At 55.0% G+C, this 21,016-nt stretch carries 14 protein-coding genes; 8 read left to right on the top strand and 6 right to left on the bottom strand.

What is annotated here, in order from left to right:
* From mdtC to FDX01_RS07015, 3 genes are all read right to left on the bottom strand, one after another.
* The coding region (mdtC, locus tag FDX01_RS07025; protein ID WP_249360896.1) for a multidrug efflux RND transporter permease subunit MdtC at positions 1-2,941 on the bottom strand (2,941 nt) is incomplete at its 3' end.
* Entirely contained in the window at positions 2,942-6,064 is a 3,123-nt protein-coding gene (locus FDX01_RS07020; protein WP_137399510.1) for an MdtB/MuxB family multidrug efflux RND transporter permease subunit, read from the bottom strand.
* Positions 6,064-7,311, bottom strand: coding sequence for an MdtA/MuxA family multidrug efflux RND transporter periplasmic adaptor subunit (locus FDX01_RS07015; RefSeq protein WP_115258088.1), 1,248 nt, complete (start codon positions 7,309-7,311; stop codon positions 6,064-6,066). The genes FDX01_RS07020 and FDX01_RS07015 overlap by 1 nt, the downstream gene beginning before the upstream one ends.
* A gap of 278 nt (positions 7,312-7,589) precedes the next feature.
* Between FDX01_RS07015 and FDX01_RS07010 the strand changes: the two genes are divergently transcribed.
* Positions 7,590-7,649: a type I toxin-antitoxin system Ibs family toxin gene (locus FDX01_RS07010; RefSeq protein ID WP_101741518.1), complete on the top strand. Its 60-nt coding sequence runs from the start codon at positions 7,590-7,592 to the stop codon at positions 7,647-7,649.
* Between the two features lie 98 nt (positions 7,650-7,747).
* Here the strand turns inward: FDX01_RS07010 and yegD are convergent, their stop codons facing one another.
* The gene (gene yegD / locus FDX01_RS07005; protein ID WP_137399509.1) at positions 7,748-9,100 is read right to left on the bottom strand and encodes a molecular chaperone; all 1,353 of its coding nucleotides are present in this window, start codon (positions 9,098-9,100) and stop codon (positions 7,748-7,750) included.
* Positions 9,101-9,235: 135 nt separating this feature from the next.
* Between yegD and alkA the strand changes: the two genes are divergently transcribed.
* Positions 9,236-10,105: a DNA-3-methyladenine glycosylase 2 gene (alkA, locus tag FDX01_RS07000; protein WP_137399508.1), complete on the top strand. Its 870-nt coding sequence runs from the start codon at positions 9,236-9,238 to the stop codon at positions 10,103-10,105.
* Here alkA and FDX01_RS06995 read toward each other — a convergent pair.
* Positions 10,073-13,402 carry a diguanylate cyclase gene (locus FDX01_RS06995; protein ID WP_137399507.1) on the bottom strand — a complete coding sequence of 1,110 codons (3,330 nt, stop codon included), beginning with the start codon at positions 13,400-13,402 and terminating at the stop codon, positions 10,073-10,075. The genes alkA and FDX01_RS06995 overlap by 33 nt on opposite strands.
* 315 nt (positions 13,403-13,717) lie before the next feature.
* Between FDX01_RS06995 and udk the strand changes: the two genes are divergently transcribed.
* From udk to asmA, 3 genes are all read left to right on the top strand, one after another.
* Positions 13,718-14,359, top strand: a complete 642-nt coding sequence (gene udk, locus FDX01_RS06990) for a uridine kinase (RefSeq protein ID WP_005128328.1) — start codon at positions 13,718-13,720, stop codon at positions 14,357-14,359.
* A gap of 91 nt (positions 14,360-14,450) precedes the next feature.
* Entirely contained in the window at positions 14,451-15,032 is a 582-nt protein-coding gene (dcd, locus tag FDX01_RS06985) for a dCTP deaminase (RefSeq protein ID WP_096756576.1), read from the top strand.
* A gap of 26 nt (positions 15,033-15,058) precedes the next feature.
* Positions 15,059-16,912 carry an outer membrane assembly protein AsmA gene (gene asmA, locus FDX01_RS06980; RefSeq protein ID WP_137399506.1) on the top strand — a complete coding sequence of 618 codons (1,854 nt, stop codon included), beginning with the start codon at positions 15,059-15,061 and terminating at the stop codon, positions 16,910-16,912.
* A gap of 48 nt (positions 16,913-16,960) precedes the next feature.
* Here the strand turns inward: asmA and FDX01_RS06975 are convergent, their stop codons facing one another.
* A complete protein-coding gene (locus FDX01_RS06975; protein ID WP_115259923.1) occupies positions 16,961-18,547 on the bottom strand; it encodes a TerC family protein in 1,587 nt (528 codons plus the stop codon).
* Between the two features lie 655 nt (positions 18,548-19,202).
* Between FDX01_RS06975 and FDX01_RS06970 the strand changes: the two genes are divergently transcribed.
* The 3 genes from FDX01_RS06970 to FDX01_RS23615 all read left to right on the top strand — a co-directional run.
* On the top strand, positions 19,203-20,342 hold the full coding sequence (locus FDX01_RS06970) for a polysaccharide export protein (RefSeq protein ID WP_096756579.1): 1,140 nt from the start codon (positions 19,203-19,205) through the stop codon (positions 20,340-20,342).
* A gap of 5 nt (positions 20,343-20,347) precedes the next feature.
* Entirely contained in the window at positions 20,348-20,797 is a 450-nt protein-coding gene (wzb, locus tag FDX01_RS06965; RefSeq protein ID WP_137399505.1) for a low molecular weight protein-tyrosine-phosphatase Wzb, read from the top strand.
* Positions 20,794-21,016 (top strand): Wzz/FepE/Etk N-terminal domain-containing protein (locus FDX01_RS23615; RefSeq protein ID WP_249360895.1); only part of this gene is annotated, 223 nt, incomplete at its 3' end. The genes wzb and FDX01_RS23615, both read left to right, overlap by 4 nt.

The following is a 21,016-nucleotide window of genomic DNA, read 5'->3' as shown; positions in this document are numbered from 1 at the left end:
GCTGGCGCAGTTCCGAACCGTCGCCAGCCGATAGCACCAGCGGCAGCGCGCCAAAGAGTGCTGCCAGCGTGGTCATCATGATGGGACGAAAACGCAGCAGGCAGGCCTGGAAAATGGCTTCTTCCGGCGTCAGCTTGCCATTTCTCTGCGCCTCAAGCGCAAAGTCGACCATCATGATGGCGTTTTTCTTCACAATGCCAATTAATAGCATGATCCCTATCAGGGCGATTAGGCTGAACGGGGCATTGAACAATTCCAGTGCCAGTAGCGCACCCACGCCGGCAGAAGGCAGCGTTGAGAGGATAGTAAGCGGGTGAACGTAGCTTTCATACAGCATACCCAGCACGATGTAGACCGTGGCGATGGCGGCGATAATCAGGATCACCTGCGAGTTCATCGTATCCTGAAAAACCTGCGCCGTACCGGCAAAACTGCCGCGCACCGTTGACGGGACGCCAAGCTGGGTCATGGTCCGGTTAATGGCTTCTGTGGCCTCAGAAAGTGATGCGCCGGTCGGCAGGTTAAACGACACGGTTGAGGCGGCAGACAGCCCCTGATGGTTCACCGACAGCGGGGCGTTCGCCGGTTGCCATTTAGCAAAGTACGACAACGGAATGGCTTTGCCATCGCTATTAATGACAAACATTTTATCCAGCGCGCTGATGTCCTGGGTGTAGCGCGGGTCGACCTCCATCACCACTTTGTACTGGTTCATCGGCTGGTAGATGGTCGATATTTGCCGCTGACCAAAGGCGTTATTCAGCAGGCTGTTGGCGGCTTCGACGTCGATCCCCAGACGTGACATGGTGTCACGATCGTAGGTCAGACTCATCTCTGCACCGTTGTCCTGCTGATCGGAGTTGACGTCAGCCAGTTGGGGCAGGGTGGCTAACGCTTTACGGATTTTCGGTTCCCATTCCCGTAATGCGGCGAGATCGTCCGACAGCAGCGTGTACTGGTAGCTGGCGTTGGATTGCCGTCCCCCGACGCGAATATCCTGTACCGCCATCAGAAACAGGTTAGCCCCCGGCTCTTTGGCCAACTTCACGCGCAGCCTGTCGATCACCTGCTGAGCGGTTTGCTGGCGCTCTGCGCGCGGCTTCAGGGTAATAAACATCATGCCGCTGTTAACACGGGAGCCGCCGGTAAAACCGGTGACGTTGTCCACAGCTGGATCGTCACGGATGATCTTCATAAAATCCTGCAACTTCCCGCGCATGGCCTGAAACGAAATGCTTTGGTCGGCCTGGATCCCCCCCATCAGAACGCCGGTGTCCTGCTCCGGGAAAAAGGTTTTGGGGATGGAAATATACAGCCAGACGTTGAGCGCAATGGTTGCCAGTAATACCACACCCACCATTCGGGTATGGCGTAACACCCACTGCAGCGAGGTGGCGTAACTTTGTTGCAAGGCAACCAGCACCCGGCCAAATCCTCGCTTACGAGACTGTTCTCGTGGGGCGCTGGATTTGAGCATCCATCCGCACATCATTGGTGTGAGCGTCAGCGAGACCAGCAGTGAAATCCCGATGGCAACCGACAGGGTCACGGCAAATTCCCGCAGTAATCGTCCCGGCAGACCGCCCATTAACAGCAGCGGCAGGAACACCGCCACCAGCGACAGGCTCATGGAAAGTACCGTAAATCCGACTTCGCGCGTGCCTTGTAATGCCGCCTGGAGCGGCTTCATTCCCGCTTCCAGGTGCCGGGATATATTTTCCAGCACCACGATGGCGTCATCGACCACAAACCCGGTGGCAATGGTCAGCGCCATTAGCGACAGGTTGTTCAGACTGAATCCACACAGATACATGGCGGCAAACGTGCCAATCAGCGAGACGGGCACTGCTACGGCGGGGATCAGCGTCGCGCGCCCGGAGCGCAGGAAAACAAACACCACCAGGATAACCAGCGCCACGGAGATAATCAGCGTCTGTTCCACTTCTTCCAGCGACGCACGAATGGTCGGCGAACGATCCTGGGCAATTTGCAAATCAATGGCGGCCGGGATCAGCGTTTGTAACTCTGGCAATTTGGCCCGGATGCTGTCCACCGTCTGGATGATGTTGGCTTCCGGGAGTTTGCGGATCATCAACAGAATGGCCGGTTTGGCATTGGTCATCCCGGCGTTACGCACATCCTGCACCGAGTCAGTGATAGAGGCAACGTCACCCAGACGTACGGCCGCACCGTTGTTGTAGTGAATAATCAGCGGTTGATACTCATCCGCGGTTTTGAGCTCGTCGTTGGTTTGCACCTGCCAGCGGCGGGTTTCATCTTCCAGCGCGCCCTGTGGTTGACGCACGTTGGCGCTATTGATCGCGCTACGCACGTCATCCAAAGAGACACCCTGGTTAAACAGCGCCTGCGGGTTCAGGCCAACGCGCACGGCGGGCAGGGAGCTGCCGCCGACGTCGACGTCGCCAACGCCGTCAATTTGCGCGATGGTTTGCGCCAGCTGTGTCGAGGCGAAATCATACAATTCACCCTGAGAATAAGTATCCGAGGTTAGCGTCAGGATCATGACAGGCGCATCGGAGGGATTGGCCTTTCGGTACGTTGGCCGACTGGGCATTCCGCTGGGCAGCAGGCTTTGGGCGGCGTTAATGGCCGCCTGAACGTCCCGCGCTGCGCCGTTGATGTCGCGATCAAACGTAAACTCAAGAATAATGCGCGTGCTGCCAAGCGAACTGCTTGACGTCATTTCATTCACGCCCGCGATACGCCCAAGCGAGCGTTCCAGCGGCGTTGCGACGGACGACGCCATGGTTTCAGGTGATGCTCCCGGCAGCGAGGCGCTGACCATGATCACCGGGAAATCTACCTGCGGCAGCGGCGCGACCGGTAACAGGCGAAAGCCCAGAATGCCGCACAGGGTAATGGCGACGGAAAGGAGAATGGTCGCTACCGGACGATGGATGAAGAGAGCAAAAAATTTCATTTACGCGTCCTCTTCCTGACGCGGGAAGCGGTTTTTCACGTACAGCGACAGTCGGTCAAACAGCAGGTAAATCACCGGGGTGGTAAACAGGGTTAATACCTGACTGACCAGCAGTCCACCGACCATACCAATACCTAATGGGCGGCGTAACTCAGCGCCCACGCCGGTACTTAACATCAGCGGCAATGCTCCCAGCAGAGCCGCCAGCGTGGTCATCAGGATCGGGCGAAAACGCAGCAGGCACGCCTGGAATATGGCGTCGCGCGGTGCCATCCCCTGTTCGCGTTCAGCGGCAAGGGCAAAGTCAATCATCATGATGGCGTTTTTCTTGACGATACCGATCAGCAAAATAATACCGATGATCGCAATAACGTCCAGTTCACTACCGGCAATCATCAATGCCAGCAGTGCCCCGACGCCCGCCGTCGGCAGCGTGGAGAGAATGGTGATTGGGTGAATAAAGCTCTCATACAGCACGCCGAGCACGATATACATTGCGACGACCGCCGCCACAATCAGCCAGATTGTGTTGCCGAGCGCGGCCTGGAAGGCCAGCGTACTGCCCTGGAACTGGGTGGTAATACTTGACGGCAGGTCCAGCGTTTTTTCCGCCTGCAGTATTGCCTCTACCGCATCGCCCAGCGAGTGGTCATCTGGCACGTTGAACGAGATGGTGGTGACCGGGAACTGATCGAGATGGTTTATCGACAGCGGGGCAAAACGCTGCTCAATGCTGGCGATGGTGCTAAGCGGGACGATCCCACCGTCGCTGCTGGTCAGGCGAAGGGAGTCCAACGCGGAAAGCCCCGGCGTACTGGCGGTATCATGTTCCAACACCACCCGATATTGGTTTGCCTGGGTGTAGATGGTTGAAATCAGCCGCTGTCCGAAAGCGTTATACAGCGCGTTATCGACATCTGCCATGCTGATGCCTAAACGGCTGGCGCTGTCGCGATTAACATTTACATACGCCACCAGTCCCTGGTCCTGCCAGTCACTGCTGACGTCAGACAGTTGTGGCAACTGCTGCAGTTTTTCCAGTAGCTGCGGCACCCAGGTGCTGAGAGCGTCCAGCGAGGTGGCCTGCAGCGTAAACTGATACTGGGTGCGGCTCACCTGCGTATCAATGGTCAGATCCTGGGTAGGCTGAAGATAGAGATCGACGCCGGGCACGTTATCCACTGCATCCTGCAGGCGAGCGATGACTTTTTGCACGCGGTCATCGCGTTCATTCAGCGGCTTAAGGTTAATTTGCAGGCGCGCGCTGTTCAGCGCCGGGTTGGTGCCATCAACGCCGACGAACGCGGTCAGGCTTTCTACTGCCGGGTCTTTAAGGATCACATCAGAGACCTGACGCTGGCGTTGAGCCATGCTGGTAAATGAGCTGGACTGCGGTGCCTGCAACGTGCCCTGAATAATGCCGTTATCCTGGATCGGGAAGAAGCCCTTCGGGATAAAGATCCACAGCATCACGCTTAATGCCAGCGTGCCGAGCGCGACGCCAAGCGTCAGCCACGGGTGGTTAAGCACTTTTGCCAGCCAGTGACCGTACCCGGCAATGACGCGCTCGAACATTTTTTCCGAGGCACGGGAGAAGCGGTTTTGCTTGCGCAATGACGCTTGGCTGAGCATGCGGGCGCACATCATTGGCGTGAGCGTCAGTGATACGACGGCGGAAATCAAAATCGCCACCGCCAGCGTGACGGCGAACTCGCGGAATAATCGCCCGACGATATCGCCCATAAACAGCAGAGGGATCAGCACCGCGATCAGGGAAAACGTCAATGAGATGATAGTAAAACCAATCTCGCCTGCGCCTTTAAGGGCGGCGGTCAGCGGTTTTTCCCCTTTTTCGATATAGCGCGAAATATTCTCGATAACCACAATCGCGTCATCGACCACAAACCCCGTGGCGATGGTCAGCGCCATCAGCGTCAGGTTATTGATCGAGAAATCGAGGAATACCATTACCGCAAAGGTACCTATCAGCGATAGCGGTACGGCGACCGCGGGAATAATCGTGGCCGGTATATTGCGCAGGAACAGGTAAATGATCATCACCACCAGCGCAATCGCCAGCATCAGTTCAAACTGGGTGTCGGAAACGGAAGCACGAATGTTGGTTGTACGATCCGAAAGCACCGTGACATTGACCGATTTTGGCAGGCTTTCTGTTAGCGCAGGCAGCATCTGGCGAATGCTGTCCGCGGTGGAGATAATGTTCGCACCAGGCTGGCGCTGAACGTTCATCACGATAGCTTGTTGCTTATTGGCCCACGCGCCCAGCCAGCTGTTTTCCGCACCTTGCTCGACGGTTGCGACATCCCCGAGGCGCACTGGCGCACCGTTTTTATAGGCGATGATTAACTGACGATACTCATCGGCAGACTGCATCTGGTCGTTGGCTGACAGGGTGACGGCGCGCGTCGGGCCATCCAGGCTACCTTTGGCTGAATTGACGTTGGCGCCGGTGATGGCGGTGCGGACGGTTTCGCTGGTCAGCCCTAACGCGGCAATGGCCTGTGCGTTAAGTTTTACGCGCACGGCGGGACGTTGTCCGCCAGACAGTGTAACCAGGCCCACGCCGGAGACTTGAGAGATTTTCTGCGCCACGCGGGTTTCGACCATATCTTCCACCTGCGTCATGGGCATGGCGGTAGAGGTCACCGCCAGCGTCATGATCGGCGGATCCGCCGGGTTCACTTTACTGTACACCGGTGGGTTAGGCAGATCGTTCGGTAATAAATTGGTGGCGGCGTTAATCGCGGCCTGGACTTCCTGTTCGGCGACGTCCAGCGGTAACGTGAGCTGAAACTGCAATGTCACCACGGATGCACCACCGGAGCTTTGTGAGGACATCTGTTTTAGACCCGACATCTGCCCAAACTGGCGCTCAAGCGGAGCAGTCACGGCGGAGGTCATCACATCCGGGCTGGCGCCAGGGTAGAGTGTCACCACCTGAATGGTCGGGTAATCCACTTCCGGCAACGCTGCGATGGGCAGGAAGCGATAGCCTATAATCCCGGCGAGTAAAATCGCCACCATCAGCAGCGTGGTGGCAACAGGGCGCAGAATAAACAGGCGGGATGGGCCGCCGGTGTTGTCCGGAGGTAACGCCTGCATCAGGAGCGTGCTCCTTTTTTGCCGTACTCGCGTGCGGTGGCTTTATCGTTTGTGGCTGTGGCGCTATGCGCCTCTACAACGTCAACTTTTGCCCCTTCCGTCAGGCGGTCAATACCGTCGGTGACGACGCGATCGCCCGCCGACAGCCCGGCGGTAATCACCACTTTTTGACTGTCCTGAATGCCCGGTTTGACCAGATGTTTACTGACTTTATTCTCTGTATTCAGCACCCAGACAAAGTGACCTTCATTGCCCATTTGTAAGGCGGCAGTGGGGATTACGATGGCGTTTTGCTCGGTGGCGACCAGCATACGGGCGTTAACGAACTGATTCGGAAACAGCGTGTCATCCTGATTGTTGAAGCGAGCCTTCGCTTTGATGGTGCCGGTGGTGGCATCAATCTGGTTGTCGAGGCTCAGCAGTACGCCTTCGCTGAGTTTCTGCGAATTGGTGCGATCCCAGGCTTCGACCTTCAGCGGGTTGCCCGTTTTTTGCGCCCGTAGCACGGTCGCAATATCGTTTTCTGGCAAGGTGAAGATCAGGTCGATAGGATGGGTTTGCGTAATGACGACAATCCCGGTGGTATCACCGCTGGAGATTTGGTTACCTACGTCGACCAGTTTCAGGCCGACACGGCCATCGACAGGGGCGGTGATGCGACTCCAGTCGAGCTGCAACTGGGCGCTGGCGACGCTGGCTTCATCGGCTTTGATCGTCCCTTGCGTTTCGTTCACCAATGCCTGTTGAGCATCCAGTTCCTGACGGGAGACCAGATTGGTTTTCACCAGTTGCTGATAGCGGGCCAGGTCGCGACGGGCATTTGCCAGCGTAGCGGTATCTTTGGCTAACTGTCCCTGCGCCTGGGCAAGGGCGACTTTGAACTGGCTGGGGTCTATTTCAGCCAGCAGGTCGCCGGCTTTGACCTGCTGTCCTTCCTGAAAGTGTAACGCGATGAGCTGACCGTCTACCCGACTGCGAACCGTTGCGGTATTCGCGGCCGTCACGGTGCCCAGTCCCGTCAGGTAACGTGGAACGGCTTGTTCATTGGCGGTGGCAACCTGCACGGGGGCTAGCGGACCAGAACGCATTCCGCGACGCCCTGAGCCTGCGGCGTGCTGTGCTTGCCCGGTTGCACCGGGGGCATTCCCCTGAGATTCACTGCGACTGTGCCAGAACCAAAATGCGGCGATGGCCGCCACGACGGTCACGATTGCTATCACCCAGCGGGATTTGTTACTGCCTTTCATTGTTATAAGTTTCTCATCCTGAAACGTTTCGCGTAATGATACTAGTTTAGCCAGCGATCAAGGGCGAAAGATGGAGGAATTATGAAACACTGTCGGGATTCGTCTGAATGGCGGCGCGGCTTTGCGAGGCGTTACGCAACAATGGGCGGTGAAAATCGCCAACGCGAAAGAGTGCGCTAGAGTGCGGACAAGGCAAAAGGAGGAAAGCCAGAGATTTCAGCCGGACGCTGAAACGGGAAAGCCCCTCCCGAGGAAGGGGCCAAAATAAGGAAAGGGTTATGATGAAGTACGTCATCATACTGGTGATACTCTTAGTGATTAGCTTCGCGGCTTACTAAGACACCAGGGGAGGGGAAACCCTCCCTAACCCTCACTCCTGACCATAAGCCACAGTCACGATGATGTCAATACGCACACTTTTCAGCCTGCGAGCCGCTTAGCGGAAAACCACTTCTGCCCAGCGTGCCAGACCGGCAGTCACCGAGCCGAAATCATCGCCACCGGCGATAGGGATCCCCGGTAGCTGTTCGGCGAGCGCTTTTTTGATAAGCGGTGAGCGTGCACTGCCACCGGTCAAATAAATAACATCCGGTTTTTCCTGGGCATTATCCAGCGCCAGCTGCACCTGCTCCAGAATACGAGCCAGTGGCTGATTGAGCGCCGCCTCCAGCCCCTGTTGACTGATTGCAGTCGCCAGTTCATCACTGATAAACGGCAGCGCCGCCGTGACGTTAGCCTGTGCGGAAAGCGCAATTTTGCTTTCTTCTGCGCTGCGTACCAGCCGGTAGCTCAGACGTTCGCGCCAGACTTTGAGCAGTAACGCGACTTTGTCTGCTTCACGCGCGTCGCGGATCAGATCGTTTAACAAGCGTCCGTTGGCGGTACTGTAAAAATCACTTTGGGCCGGAACATCGTTAATGGCGACGGCGTTCCACCACGGCAGAATAGGTAAGGCGATGCCTTTTTCGGTTTCGCCTCCCATGCCGAGCAATGGCATCAGGTGTTTAAAGGCCAGCGCGATGTCCAGATCGTTACCGCCTACGCGACAGCCACTGTGGCCTAACAGGCTGGTTTCGCGATCGGCGCGCTGATGCCACTGCGGACCCATCAGCAGCAACGAGCAGTCGGTGGTACCACCGCCGATGTCCACCACCAGCACGCGTTTTTCGTCTTGCAACGTGGCTTCATAATCCAGTCCCGCCGCGACTGGCTCGTACTGAAACACCACATCCTGGAAACCGGCGCGTTTGGCCGCACGCTCAAGAATACCTTGTGCCTGGGCGTTGGCGTCGTCGCCGCCTAACCCCTGGAAGTTGATCGGACGACCGATAACGGCCTGGGTGATCGCTTCGGGTAGCTGGTTTTGTGCCTGGTTGCGGATGTGCAGCATCATCGCGCAGACTAAGTCTTCAAATAGCGCAACCTGCTGCGGTTTCAGGCCGCTGGCACCTAAAAACGATTTTGGTGATTTAACGAAGTAGACTTCTTCCGGGTCATCAATATATTGGCCCAGTGATGCCAGACCAAACTGCACGCTATTGGCGTTCACATCGATGTCTTCTTCGCGATTAAAGCGCACCGCGCGACGCAGTAATGCCTGCGTTTCGTCATCCGTTGCCGGGACATCATGATGACGATACAGCCACTCGCTGACCGCTTCACGCGTCGGGGCGCACAGCATGGAGGGCAGTAGCGTGCTGTCATTTTCCATTTTGAGCAATTGCGGCTGCCCGTCACGCATGACGGCCACTGAACAGTTCGCCGTACCATAGTCAAAACCAATAAACACCGTAAAGCTCCCCAGGGCAGTCAAGAAGGGGCGAGACTTTAGCGAAATGTTGTCGTCCCGACAACTGGAATATGAAAGCAAGGCGCATCGGCGGAATAGCATTTATGCTGTAGGCTGGTAAAAAAGGACGCGGACATGTATACACTGAACTGGCAATCGCCCTATGACTGGCCCTGGATGCTGGGGTTTCTCGCTGACCGTGCCGTGGATGGCGTAGAAACTGTAGGCACATTGACGTATGCAAGGAGCCTGGCGATTGGCCAGCATCGTGGGGTGGTGAGCGTTGTCCCGGATCTGGAGGCCAACGTGCTGCAGGTAACGTTAAGCCCGGGACTTCAGCCCGTTGCCCGCGAGTGTCTGGCCAAAATGGCGCAGTTGTTCGATCTGAACTGCTGTCCGCAGCACGTTGTCAGCGCGTTGGGGCGTCTGGGGGCCGCACGCCCTGGATTGCGTCTACCGGGATCGGTTGATGCGTTCGAACAGGGCGTTCGCGCGATTTTAGGTCAGTTGGTCAGCGTGGCGATGGCGGCAAAACTGACGGCGAAGGTGGTACATCTGTATGGCGATAGGCTTGCCGACGCACCAGAGTACGTGTGCTTTCCTACTCCTGAGGCGCTGGCCGCCGCACAACCGCTGGAGCTGAAAGCGCTGGGCATGCCGCTTAAACGTGCGGAAGCGCTGATTCACCTTGCCCGGGCGGCGCTGGATGGCACGCTTAAGCCTGTTGCCCCGCCTGATATCGAGCTGGGGGTGAAGCAGTTACAAACCTTTCCAGGCATTGGGCGCTGGACGGCCAATTACTTCGCGTTGCGCGGGTGGCAGGCGAAGGACATTTTTCTTCCCGATGATTACTTGATTAAACAGCGTTTTCCAGGCATGACGCCGGCGCAAATCCGGCGCTACGCAGAGCGCTGGAAGCCCTGGCGTTCCTACGCGCTACTGCATATCTGGTATACGGAAGGCTGGCAACCATCAGTTGATGGCGAAATTGCTGGTGTTGAGTAGCAACTCCAGCGGTTGGGCGTCGGCAATAATATCGCCAAAAATCATATCAATACCGATGCCAGACAGGGCATCCATAATCAGCGGCATGTTTACCGGTCCAGCGATAGTTTTGATATCCAGACGTTGTGCGTGGCTCTGAATAATGGAAACCCACATTTCGTCCGTCAGATTGCCGTGCGCGCTGGCGCTCAGTTCGCTGTCAAGTAACAGGTAATCAGCGACGTGATACTTGAGATTGTCAAAGACCTCTAAATCGCGACCGACCTGGCTTAAAATAATGCGACAACCCGCCTGGCGTAATCGTTGCATGGCGGGCATGGCCTGCGCTGGATGCGTTTTCATCACGTCTACCGGTATGCTCAGATGCAATAAACGAGGCGGAAGCGGACTGTTTTCCATCAATGCCAGCAGTTCATCAACCAGCACGGGATTGAGCAACCCGGCGGCGGAAAGGGGCAGGGCAACGCTAAGCCCTTTACCGGCAACAGCGGAGGCAGAATGCTGGAAAAATTCAGTAAAGACCCGACGGTCGAGGGCATGATTGAGTGCAGGATCGACCAGACCGGCGCGGAAAGCCTGCTCCTCAATGACGTCGCCTTCGCTGTTCCATAAGCGCAGCGACAACAGCCAGAAGCTAAAGGTCTCAGGAACCCGTGGAGACGCGATGCCGTGGGCGATCATCAATATTGGGTTATGGGTAATGATGTTGCGTTGTTCATCGGGTGACAGTATCCCTCGCGTCGCATGCATCTGGCTCTGCTGGGGTTCATAGACGCATACCCGCCCACGTCCGCTATTTTTGGCCGCGTAGCAGGCAATATCTGCCTGCGACATCACCTCGGTGGCGATACGATTTTTGTCATCAATTAGCGTGATCCCGGCACTGGCGCCAATACGGTGTAAACGGCCTTCCCATGTAAAGTGGTAATCATTGATGGCGCTAATGACGCGACCCGCGATAAACCGGGCACTTTCGATATTACAATCTGGCAGCAGCAAGCCGAACTCATCGCCGCCAAGACGCGCCAGCACATCGCTGGTGCGCAGCATGCTCAGCATCAGAGAAGACAGCTCGCGCAGCAAGGCATCTCCCGCCGCATGACCGGCGCTATCGTTGACGGCTTTAAAACGATCCAGATCGATGAAGACCAGCGCGTGACGCTGATGGGAGTTGTGTACCGTATGCAGCAATTGTTTCAGATGGTTTTCGAAGCTGACCCGGTTGGCCAGATGCGTGAGGTCATCATGCGATGCGCTGTAACTGAGTTGACGCAACATCTTACGTGATTCGGTGACATCCTGAATCACCAACACGGAGCCAATGCTACCGCCGTCGAGGGTGCTGAGCGGCGTGATACTGTACTGAATATCGTAGCTGGTGCCGTTACGACAATGCAGGACCACTTCTTGCTCAATAGCCGTGCGCGACATGTCGGCGCTGTAGATATTTTCCATTAGCGGGCCGTTATCACCGAAAGTAATACGCAGCACCGTGAGCAACGGGATCCCTAACGCGCTCTCTTGCGACCAGCCGCTCATTTTCTCGGCCACCGGATTCATAAAGGTGATTTTCAGGTCGACGTCGATACAAATCACCGCTTCACCGATGGAATCCAGCGTAATATGCAAACGCTCTTTTTCCTGATACAGCGCCTCGTGGAGTTGCTTCACTTCGGTCATGTCGAGATTGATACCGAGCAAACGTTCCACTTCGCCGTCTTTATTCAGCACCCGGTTAGCCAACGAGCGGATATGCCGAATGCCGTCTTTGACCGCAATGCGGAATTCAAGTTTGAAAGGAACACGTGCCGCCAGCGAATCGCGAATCACGCTTTCGGCATGTTCGCGATCTTCAGGGACCACGCAGTCATACCAGACTTGCCAACTGGGTTTGATGTGCGCAGGGACCTCATAAAGATCGAACATGCGCTTATCCCAGCTGATTACGTCAGGCTGCAATTCCCATTCCCAGATGCCAATGCCGCCTGCTTCATTCGCCAGCGTAATACGTTCCATTAACCGCTTATTGATCCACTCCGTGTGTTTCAGGTCGTTAATGTCCTCAACCTGGGCAATAAAGTAGAGTGGGGTGTTATCGCTATGACGAACCAGTGAAACGGCCAGCAGTGCCCAGACCACCTCGCCTGCACGGGTGTAATAGCGTTTTTCCATTGAATAACTATTGATTTCACCGCGCGACAGCATTTGCAGCTGCTCAAGGTCGTTATTCAGATCTTCCGGCCAGGTTAACTGCTGGAAGGTCAGCGAGCGCAGCTCTTCCTGGCTGTAACCCAGAAAATGACACAAGGCTTTATTGGCCTGTAGCCATTGCCCCTCGGTGCCCACCAGCGCCATGCCGATAGCGGAGTATTCCATGGCGTTGCGAAAACGCGTTTCGCTCTCTGAAATGTGTTTACGTTCGGCACGAAACGCGTACATGACCATGGTCATCATGTTTGCCGGTAACAGAATCATCAAAAACGGCAGCCATGGCATGCTGGACATGACAAACGTTTTCGAGGTGGAGAGCAGTGAAGGGTCGGCGGCCAGCATTAGCGAGACCATCATTACGGTGCTGAGGAAAATCAGAAACGCTTCCATGCGCGGCAGACGCACGGCACTCCACATCAGCAAAACGATCACGCAGGTAAACGGCCATGGAAGATACATCATCGACAGCCAACTGAACGCTAAAGTTACCAGTAGGGTGATGAGCGTTTCCAGCAATAAACGGGGATCGCGGTGACGCAGCAGATAGTGCGGCTTAAACAGCAAACCTAACGGTACCAGCGCGAGCGCGCCGATGGATTCTGAAAGCACCCAAATTAGAAACGTATTTAACGACGTTTCACCTGGAAGCAGCAGCCACATCAAAAAACCGCCCAGCAGCGGCGGGACCACGGCACTACCGAATGCCAGACGCGCCCAGTCGTTAAGATTTTGTAAGGGATTGTACCAGGGCAACAGCCTGCGCAATAACATGGCGCCCGCAACGGCCTCAATAATATTGATGGCAGTGTAGGTGAAATTCAGCGTGTCGGTCGGGAAGAACAACAAAGAGGCACCGATGCTGCCCAGGGAGCATGCCAGCGCGATCCCCGGCCACATCTTTCCTGCATGACGGTAAAAAGCCACCATCATAATTGAGGTCGGGAACCACAGCGGCGCCAGCTGCGTGCCGTAACGGGACAGCTCCAGCGAGAACAACGTAAAGATGAACGCCACCAGACCTAAACTGGCCAGGCGCAGTAGAGGATGCGGTAAGGTAACTAAAACATGTTGGGATGGTTTACTCATTACCGCTTTACCCGAATAGCCGATGTCGCCGTGGCGAAGATGCAGGAAGCATCATGTTTAATCTGTGATTATGCTAGTACAAACATTTTACAATTAATACGCCAGCTGCTCATAAAATAACACTCTCAAGCTATTAATTCCTAAGGTAGGCGAATAAATTTTGCGCCTGCTTTAAAACTGACCATTTTAATTTGCGACAGGGACTGCATTGGTGCAGCCTGGGCTGGCGTCGCGCCGCTGAAATCCCTATAATTGCCGCGTTTGGCGTTTCGACGCCCCCTTCCTAACATCCAGGTTAATCAGGTCGCTAAATTTATGACTGATCAGTCTCATCAGTGCGTCATTATCGGCATTGCCGGCGCATCGGCTTCCGGCAAGAGTCTTATTGCCAGTACTCTCTATCGCGAATTGCGTGAACAAGTGGGTGACGAACATATTGGCGTTATTCCCGAAGACAGTTATTACAAAGATCAAAGCCATCTGTCGATGGAAGAACGTGTAAAAACCAACTACGACCATCCGAACGCGATGGATCACAGCCTGCTGTTCCAGCATCTGCAAACGCTGAAACGCGGCTCGGCGATTGAATTACCCGTCTACAGCTATGTTGAACACACGCGTACGCAAGAGACTATTCATATTGAACCCAAAAAAGTGATTATCCTCGAAGGCATTTTGCTGCTGACGGATGCGCGTTTGCGTGACGAGATGAATTTTTCTATTTTTGTAGATACCCCGCTCGACATTTGTCTGATGCGCCGTATCAAGCGCGACGTCAACGAGCGCGGCCGCTCGATGGATTCGGTGATGGCGCAATACCAGAAAACTGTGCGTCCAATGTTCCTGCAATTTATTGAACCCTCAAAACAATACGCCGATATCATCGTGCCGCGCGGGGGTAAAAACCGCATTGCCATCGATATTCTGAAGGCGAAAATCAGTCAGTTCTTTGAATAAGTTCAGCGAATTGTGTACCGTTCAGTAATAACCTGGTTCACCCTTAACGCACCTGGCGTTAAGGGGTTGAAGCACGAAAGGAGAAAGTGCCATGCGTTTATGTGACCGAGATATTGAAGCCTGGTTGGATGCAGGTCGTCTGTCGATCAATCCACGTCCTCCTGTCGAGCGTATTAATGGCGCAACAGTAGATGTGCGTCTTGGCAATAAATTTCGTACGTTCCGCGGTCATACGGCAGCGTATATCGATTTGAGCGGGCCGAAGGATGAAGTTAGCGCCGCGCTGGATCGCGTGATGAGTGATGAAATTGTCCTTGCCGAAGGCGAAGCATTTTTCCTGCATCCCGGCGAGTTAGCGTTGGCCGTAACCTTTGAATCCGTGACGCTTCCGGCAGATTTGGTTGGCTGGTTAGACGGCCGTTCGTCGCTGGCGCGTCTGGGCCTGATGGTTCACGTGACCGCGCACCGTATCGATCCGGGTTGGTCAGGGTGCATTGTGCTGGAATTTTATAACTCCGGGAAATTACCGCTGGCCTTGCGTCCGGGCATGCCGATTGGTGCGCTGAGTTTTGAACCGCTCTCCGGTCCGGCTGCGCGTCCCTACAATCGCCGCCAGGATGCGAAGTATCGCGACCAGCAGGGCGCAGTAGCCAGCCGGATTGATAAAGACTGATTTATTTTCAGTCCTTTGGGGATAGCATGAGACGATTTCTGACGACGCTGATGATTCTCCTGGTCGTGCTGGTGGCCGGTTTTTCTGCGTTAGTAATGTTGGTGAATCCCAATGATTTTCGCGCGTATATGGTGAAGCAGGTTGCTGTACGTAGCGGATATCAATTGCAACTGGACGGCCCACTGCGTTGGCACGTTTGGCCCCAGCTTAGCATCCTCTCTGGACGCATGGTGTTAACGGCTGAAGGGGCCAGCGAACCGCTGGTTCGTGCCGACAATATGCGTCTGGACGTCGCGTTATGGCCGCTGTTGAGCCACCAGCTCAGTGTGAAGCAGGTGATGCTCAAAGGTGCTGTTATTCAGCTGACGCCGCAGACTGAAGCGGTGCGTGGCGAAGATGCGCCCATTGCCCCGAAAGACAATACGTTGCCCGATGTCGCCGAAGACCGTGGATGGTCGTTTGATATCGCGCGTCTGCGCGTTGCCGACAGCGTGCTGGTGTTCCAGCATGAAGATGATGAACAGATTACGGTTCGCGACATTCACCTGGAAATGGAACAGGACACCCAGCATCGCGGTACCTTTGACTTCTCTGGTCGCGTAAACCGCGATCAGCGCGATCTGGCCTTAGCCTTTAACGGTAGCGTTGATGCGTCTGACTACCCGCATAACCTGGCGGCCAATATTGAGAAGCTCAGTTGGCAGTTACAGGGCGCCGATCTGCCGCAGCAGGGGATTCAGGGGCAGGGTAAGCTGCAGGTTCAGTGGCAGGAAGAGAATAAACAGCTCGCGTTTAACCAGATTGCGTTGACGGCCAACGACAGCACACTGTCCGGGCAAGCCCGTGTGTCGCTATCTGATAAACCGGACTGGAGCGTCGATCTGCGCTTTGGTCTGCTCAATCTGGATAACTTGCTGGTGCAACGTGACGCCGCGTCGGCAACGAGCGGCGAGGTGCAACAGGGGCAAAGCCAGTCAACGCTCGCGCGACCGGTAATTGCGTCCCAGGTCGATGCCGTATCGTATCAGGGGCTCAGGGGTTTTTCCGCAGATATTGCGCTACAGGCAGACAAAGTCCTGTGGCGTAAAATGGCCTTTGATAACGTTTCAGCCAAAATGGCGAATCAGTCAGGCTTGCTGAGTATCACTGAATTGCAGGGGACGAGTGAGGGTGGGCTGATTTCGCTTCCCGGCAAGCTGGATGCCAGAAAGGCGCAGCCGCACGCAGTCTTCCATCCGCGTCTGGAAAACGTCGAAATCGGTACCATCCTGAAAGCCTTTAACTACCCGATTGCGCTTACCGGCAAGCTGTCGCTGGCGGGCGATTTTTCCGGTTCTGATATTGACGCGCAGGCGTTCCGTCACAGCTGGCAAGGGCAGGCCCATGTTGATATGAGCGACACACGCATGGAAGGGATGAACTTCCAGCAGCTGGTACAGCAGGCCGTTGAGCGCAGCGGCGGCGACGTGAAGTCTCAGCAGAGTCTGGACAACGTGACCCGACTGGATCGTTTTGTCACCGAGCTGTCGCTGGATAACGGCAAGGTGTCGTTGGATGAGATGGAAGGGCTGTCTTCCATGTTAGCGCTTTCCGGTAAAGGGACGCTGGATCTGGTTGAGCAGACGTGTGACACGCAGTTTAACGTGCGTGTGTTGGGCGGCTGGGATGGGGAAAGCAAACTGATTGACTTCCTGAAAGCCACGCCGGTTCCGCTGCGTATTTATGGGCCATGGCAGGCGTTGAACTATAACCTGCAGGTGGACCAGCTGCTGCGTAAGCATGTACAGGATGAAGCGAAACGTCGGCTGAACGACTGGGCCGATCGCAACAAAGAGTCCCGTAGCGGCAAAGATGTGAAAAAACTGCTGGATAAACTCTGACGGATAATGCCGGATGACGGCGCGAGAGCGTCTCATCCGGCACGTCACCTACACTTCGTAATCCATCTCTTCGTCATTAGTGTGCAGCGGTATTAACTGGACCTTTTGCACCCGGTGGTTTTCCACCTGCAACGTTTTCAGTCGATAGTCGCCCACCTGCACTTCTTCCCCGGTTTTCGGTATACGCTGCAAATATTCCATCAACAGCCCGGCAATGGTGTGATATTCCCGTTTCTCATCAAGGGGAATCGGGACGTATTGCACCAGATCTTCCAGCGGCATATGCCCGTTAGCCGTCCATGAACCGTCAGCATTTTTCTGAATGTCGTGGCGGGCGTCGATCTCTTCCACTTCATTCGGCAGGTTTCCGGCGATGGTTTCCATCACGTCGCTCAGCGTCACAAGTCCCTCTACGGAACCAAACTCATCCGCCACAAACGCAAAGTGGGTGCGGGCATTACGGAACTGCTCCAGCGCCGGCAGTAGCGGCAGGGTCTCCGGGAATACCAGCGGCTGGCGGATCAAGGCGCGTAGATCGAGCGGTTCGCCGCGCAGCGACTGTTGCAGCAGGTCGATGACGTGTACCACTCCGAGCAGTTCTTCCTGCTCATCTTCTCCGGTGACCACCAGACGCGTGTGCTGGTTTTTCTCCAGCAGGGCGCGGATCTCCGCTTCGGGTGCGTTAAGGTCGATATGCTCAATATCATGGCGCGAGGTCATAATGCTGCTGACGGTGCGCTGATTCAGATTCAGCACACGTTCAATCATCCGGCGCTCCTGCGGGGCAAAAATCTGACCTTCATGATGATCGGCCAGCATGGCTGCTGTTTCAGCATCCAGTTCGGCATCTTCTTTTTGTCCACTCAGCAGACGCATCACCGCCTCAGCGGTACGCTGGCGCAGGGTATGATTGGCTGACAGAAAACGGCGGCGGTTGAAGATGGCCAGCTGATTTAATGCCTCAATCATGACCGAGAAGCCGATAGCCGCGTACAGGTAGCCTTTTGGAATGCGGAAACCAAACCCTTCGGCGACCAGGCTGAAGCCGATCATCAGCAGGAAGCTAAGACACAGAATAACGATGGTAGGGTGGCTGTTGACAAAGCGGGTCAACGACTTGCTGGCCAGCACCATCAGGCTAATGGCAATAATGACGGCGGCCATCATCACGGCCAGATGATCGACCATCCCGACGGCGGTGATCACCGAGTCGAGCGAGAAGATGGCATCCAGCACCACGATTTGTGCGACCACGCCCCAAAACTTCGCGCCTTTACGCTGGGTGGGGTTATCGCTGTCTTTCCCCTCCAGCCGCTCATTGAGCTCCATCGTGGCTTTGAACAGCAGGAAGAAGCCCCCGAAGAGCATGATCAGGTCCCGTGCGCTAAAGCTCAGATCCCGAATGCTAAACAGCGGGGTGGTCAGCGTGACCAGCCAGGAGATTGAGGCCAGCAGCAGCAGACGCATCACCATCGCCAGCAGGAGCCCGGTAATACGCGCCTTGTCCCGCTGGGCTGGAGGTAATTTCTCCGCGAGGATGGCAATAAAAACAAGATTATCAATGCCAAGAACAAGTTCGATCACGATTAGCGTGACGAGTCCGGCCCAGATTGACGGATCGGCAATCCATTCCATAGTAAAAATGATACCCATAGTTGTATGACAATTGTCACAATTCGATCATGGATAAAGCCAGCGAAAAATGCAATGCCGGGAACGGATTTCTCTGTTATTGATATCCGGCAGTCAGTCGAGAAATAGCCTTAATGTTGCTGCAGGAAATGATTTTTTAACGCGACATATATTTAGGAAATATCGCAGGTGGTCTGTTTTTTATATTAGCACTGTCAATATCAATAAAATCCTAAAAATATTCAAATTTCATTCTTAATATTAATCTTAAAAGCAAGAGGTAGCGGCGTTGTTATCTTGCCTGCTATTCCTTTAGCTGCAACAATTCTTTTCGTATATAACAAGAGACCTATTTCTTCCTTGCTCCGTGCTGCATTTCCTGATGTGACGCGGAGAAGACTATGGCGAAAATAAAGAGGAAGGTAAAAATTTAAATTAATCAGTGCATTGGTAGCTAACTAAGCCAGGGGCGGTAGCGTGCCTGGCCGCCTGATGAACAGCCTGATTTATTCAGTCAACAGACCGAAGATGAATTCAATATTTTTAGGATTGATGCCAGTTAAATTTCGTTTCAATTAACGGCAAGGTAAATGTGAACAGGTGAAACTGCCATTTAGAAAGCACGTGATAATGACTCTGCCAAAGTGATAAATAATCAATGATGAAATCCAAAATTAAATTGATACCCGTCCTGGTGTCGGTGATCTTGATAAACGGTTGTACCGTACTACCGGGCAGCAATATGTCGACGATGGGTAAAGACGTGATTAAGCAGCAGGACGCTGATTTCGATCTCGACCGTATGGTGAATGTTTATCCACTGACGCCCCGACTGGTAGAACAATTACGCCCACGGCCAAACGTCGCCCAACCCAATACTTCGCTGGACCAGGAGATTTCTGGCTACCAGTATCGCGTTGGCCCGGGCGACGTCCTGAATGTGACCGTCTGGGACCATCCGGAACTGACCACGCCAGCGGGGCAATACCGCAGCTCCAGTGATGCCGGCAACTGGGTTCAGCCCGATGGCACCATGTTTTATCCCTACATTGGCAAAGTCAACGTGTCCGGGAAAACGTTGGCAGAAATCCGCAGTGATATTACCGGGCGCTTAGCGAAGTACATTGCTGACCCGCAGGTGGACGTTAATATCGCCGCTTTCCGCTCGCAGAAGGCTTATGTCTCCGGGCAGGTGAACAAATCCGGCCAGCAGGCCATTACCAACGTACCGTTAACCATTCTCGACGCCATTAATGCCGCTGGCGGCCTGACCGAGGCGGCGGACTGGCGTAACGTCGTGCTGACCCATAACGGTCAGGAGCAGCGAATTTCCCTGCAGGCACTGATGCAAAATGGCGATCTCAGCCAGAACCGACTGCTTTACCCAGGCGACATCCTGTTTGTTCCACGCAACGACGATCTGAAAGTCTTCGTAATGGGGGAAGTGAAGAAACAGAGCACCCTCAAAATGGACTTCAGCGGTATGACGCTAACCGAAGCGTTGGGCAATGCGGAAGGGATCGACCTGACCACCTCCAATGCCAGCGGCATCTTCGTCATTCGACCATTGAAAGGCGAGGGCGCACGCAACGGCAAGATTGCCAATATTTATCAGCTCGATATGTCCGATGCCACCTCTCTGGTGATGGCGACGGAATTCCGCCTTCAGCCTTACGACGTGGTGTATGTCACTACCGCACCGGTCGCCCGCTGGAACCGTTTGATCAATCAGTTGCTGCCGACCATTAGCGGTGTTCGTTATATGACGGATACGGCCAGCGACCTTCACAACTGGTAATCGACATGTTTAACAAAATCTTAGTTGTCTGCGTGGGGAACATTTGCCGTTCCCCAACGGCAGAGCGCCTGTTAAGGCAGTTTCATCCGGCGTTGACGGTCGCCTCTGCAGGTCTCGGGGCGCTGGTGGGCAAGGGAGCCGACCCGTGTGCGGTGAGCGTGGCGCAGGCACATAACCTGTCGCTGGAGGATCATTGTGCGCGGCAAATCTCAGGAAAAATGTGCCGGGATTACGACCTGATCCTCACCATGGAGAAGCGTCACATTACCGCGCTGTGTGATATGGCACCGGAGATGCGCGGCAAGGTGATGCTATTTGGTCACTGGGACAGTGAGCGCGAAATACCTGACCCTTACCGTAAAAGCCAGGATGCGTTTGACGCGGTGTACGCCTTACTTGAACAGTCTGCCCGCCAATGGGCTCAGGCACTGAACGCGGAGCAGGGAAAACAATGACAGAGAACGTAAAACAGTCTGCTGCGTCAGCAACCGGCAATGATGAAATTGATATCGGTCGCCTGGTCGGGACGGTGCTGGAAGCGCGCTGGTGGGTGCTGGGTATTACCGCGGCCTTTACGCTGTGCGCGGCCATTTACACGCTGTTTGCCACGCCTATCTACAGTGCCGATGCGCTGGTGCAGATTGAGCAAAACACCGGCAATTCACTGGTGCAGG

It is taken from the genome of Citrobacter sp. wls613 (assembly GCF_005281195.1).
GTDB lineage: Bacteria > Pseudomonadota > Gammaproteobacteria > Enterobacterales > Enterobacteriaceae > Citrobacter > Citrobacter gillenii.
Note: the sequence above shows the minus strand (reverse complement) of the source record. Positions and strands in the feature narration are given on the sequence as shown.

Bases quoted from the DNA above. Each gene is read 5' to 3' on its own strand.
- FDX01_RS07020 (WP_137399510.1), bottom strand. From the start codon at position 6,064: ATGCAGGCGTTACCTCCGGACAACACCGGCGGCCCATCCCGCCTGTTT.
- FDX01_RS07015 (WP_115258088.1), bottom strand. From the start codon at position 7,311: ATGAAAGGCAGTAACAAATCCCGCTGGGTGATAGCAATCGTGACCGTC.
- alkA (WP_137399508.1), top strand. From the start codon at position 9,236: ATGTATACACTGAACTGGCAATCGCCCTATGACTGGCCCTGGATGCTG.
- FDX01_RS06995 (WP_137399507.1), bottom strand. From the start codon at position 13,402: ATGAGTAAACCATCCCAACATGTTTTAGTTACCTTACCGCATCCTCTA.
- udk (WP_005128328.1), top strand. From the start codon at position 13,718: ATGACTGATCAGTCTCATCAGTGCGTCATTATCGGCATTGCCGGCGCA.
- dcd (WP_096756576.1), top strand. From the start codon at position 14,451: ATGCGTTTATGTGACCGAGATATTGAAGCCTGGTTGGATGCAGGTCGT.
- asmA (WP_137399506.1), top strand. From the start codon at position 15,059: ATGAGACGATTTCTGACGACGCTGATGATTCTCCTGGTCGTGCTGGTG.
- FDX01_RS06975 (WP_115259923.1), bottom strand. From the start codon at position 18,547: ATGGAATGGATTGCCGATCCGTCAATCTGGGCCGGACTCGTCACGCTA.
- FDX01_RS06970 (WP_096756579.1), top strand. From the start codon at position 19,203: ATGATGAAATCCAAAATTAAATTGATACCCGTCCTGGTGTCGGTGATC.
- wzb (WP_137399505.1), top strand. From the start codon at position 20,348: ATGTTTAACAAAATCTTAGTTGTCTGCGTGGGGAACATTTGCCGTTCC.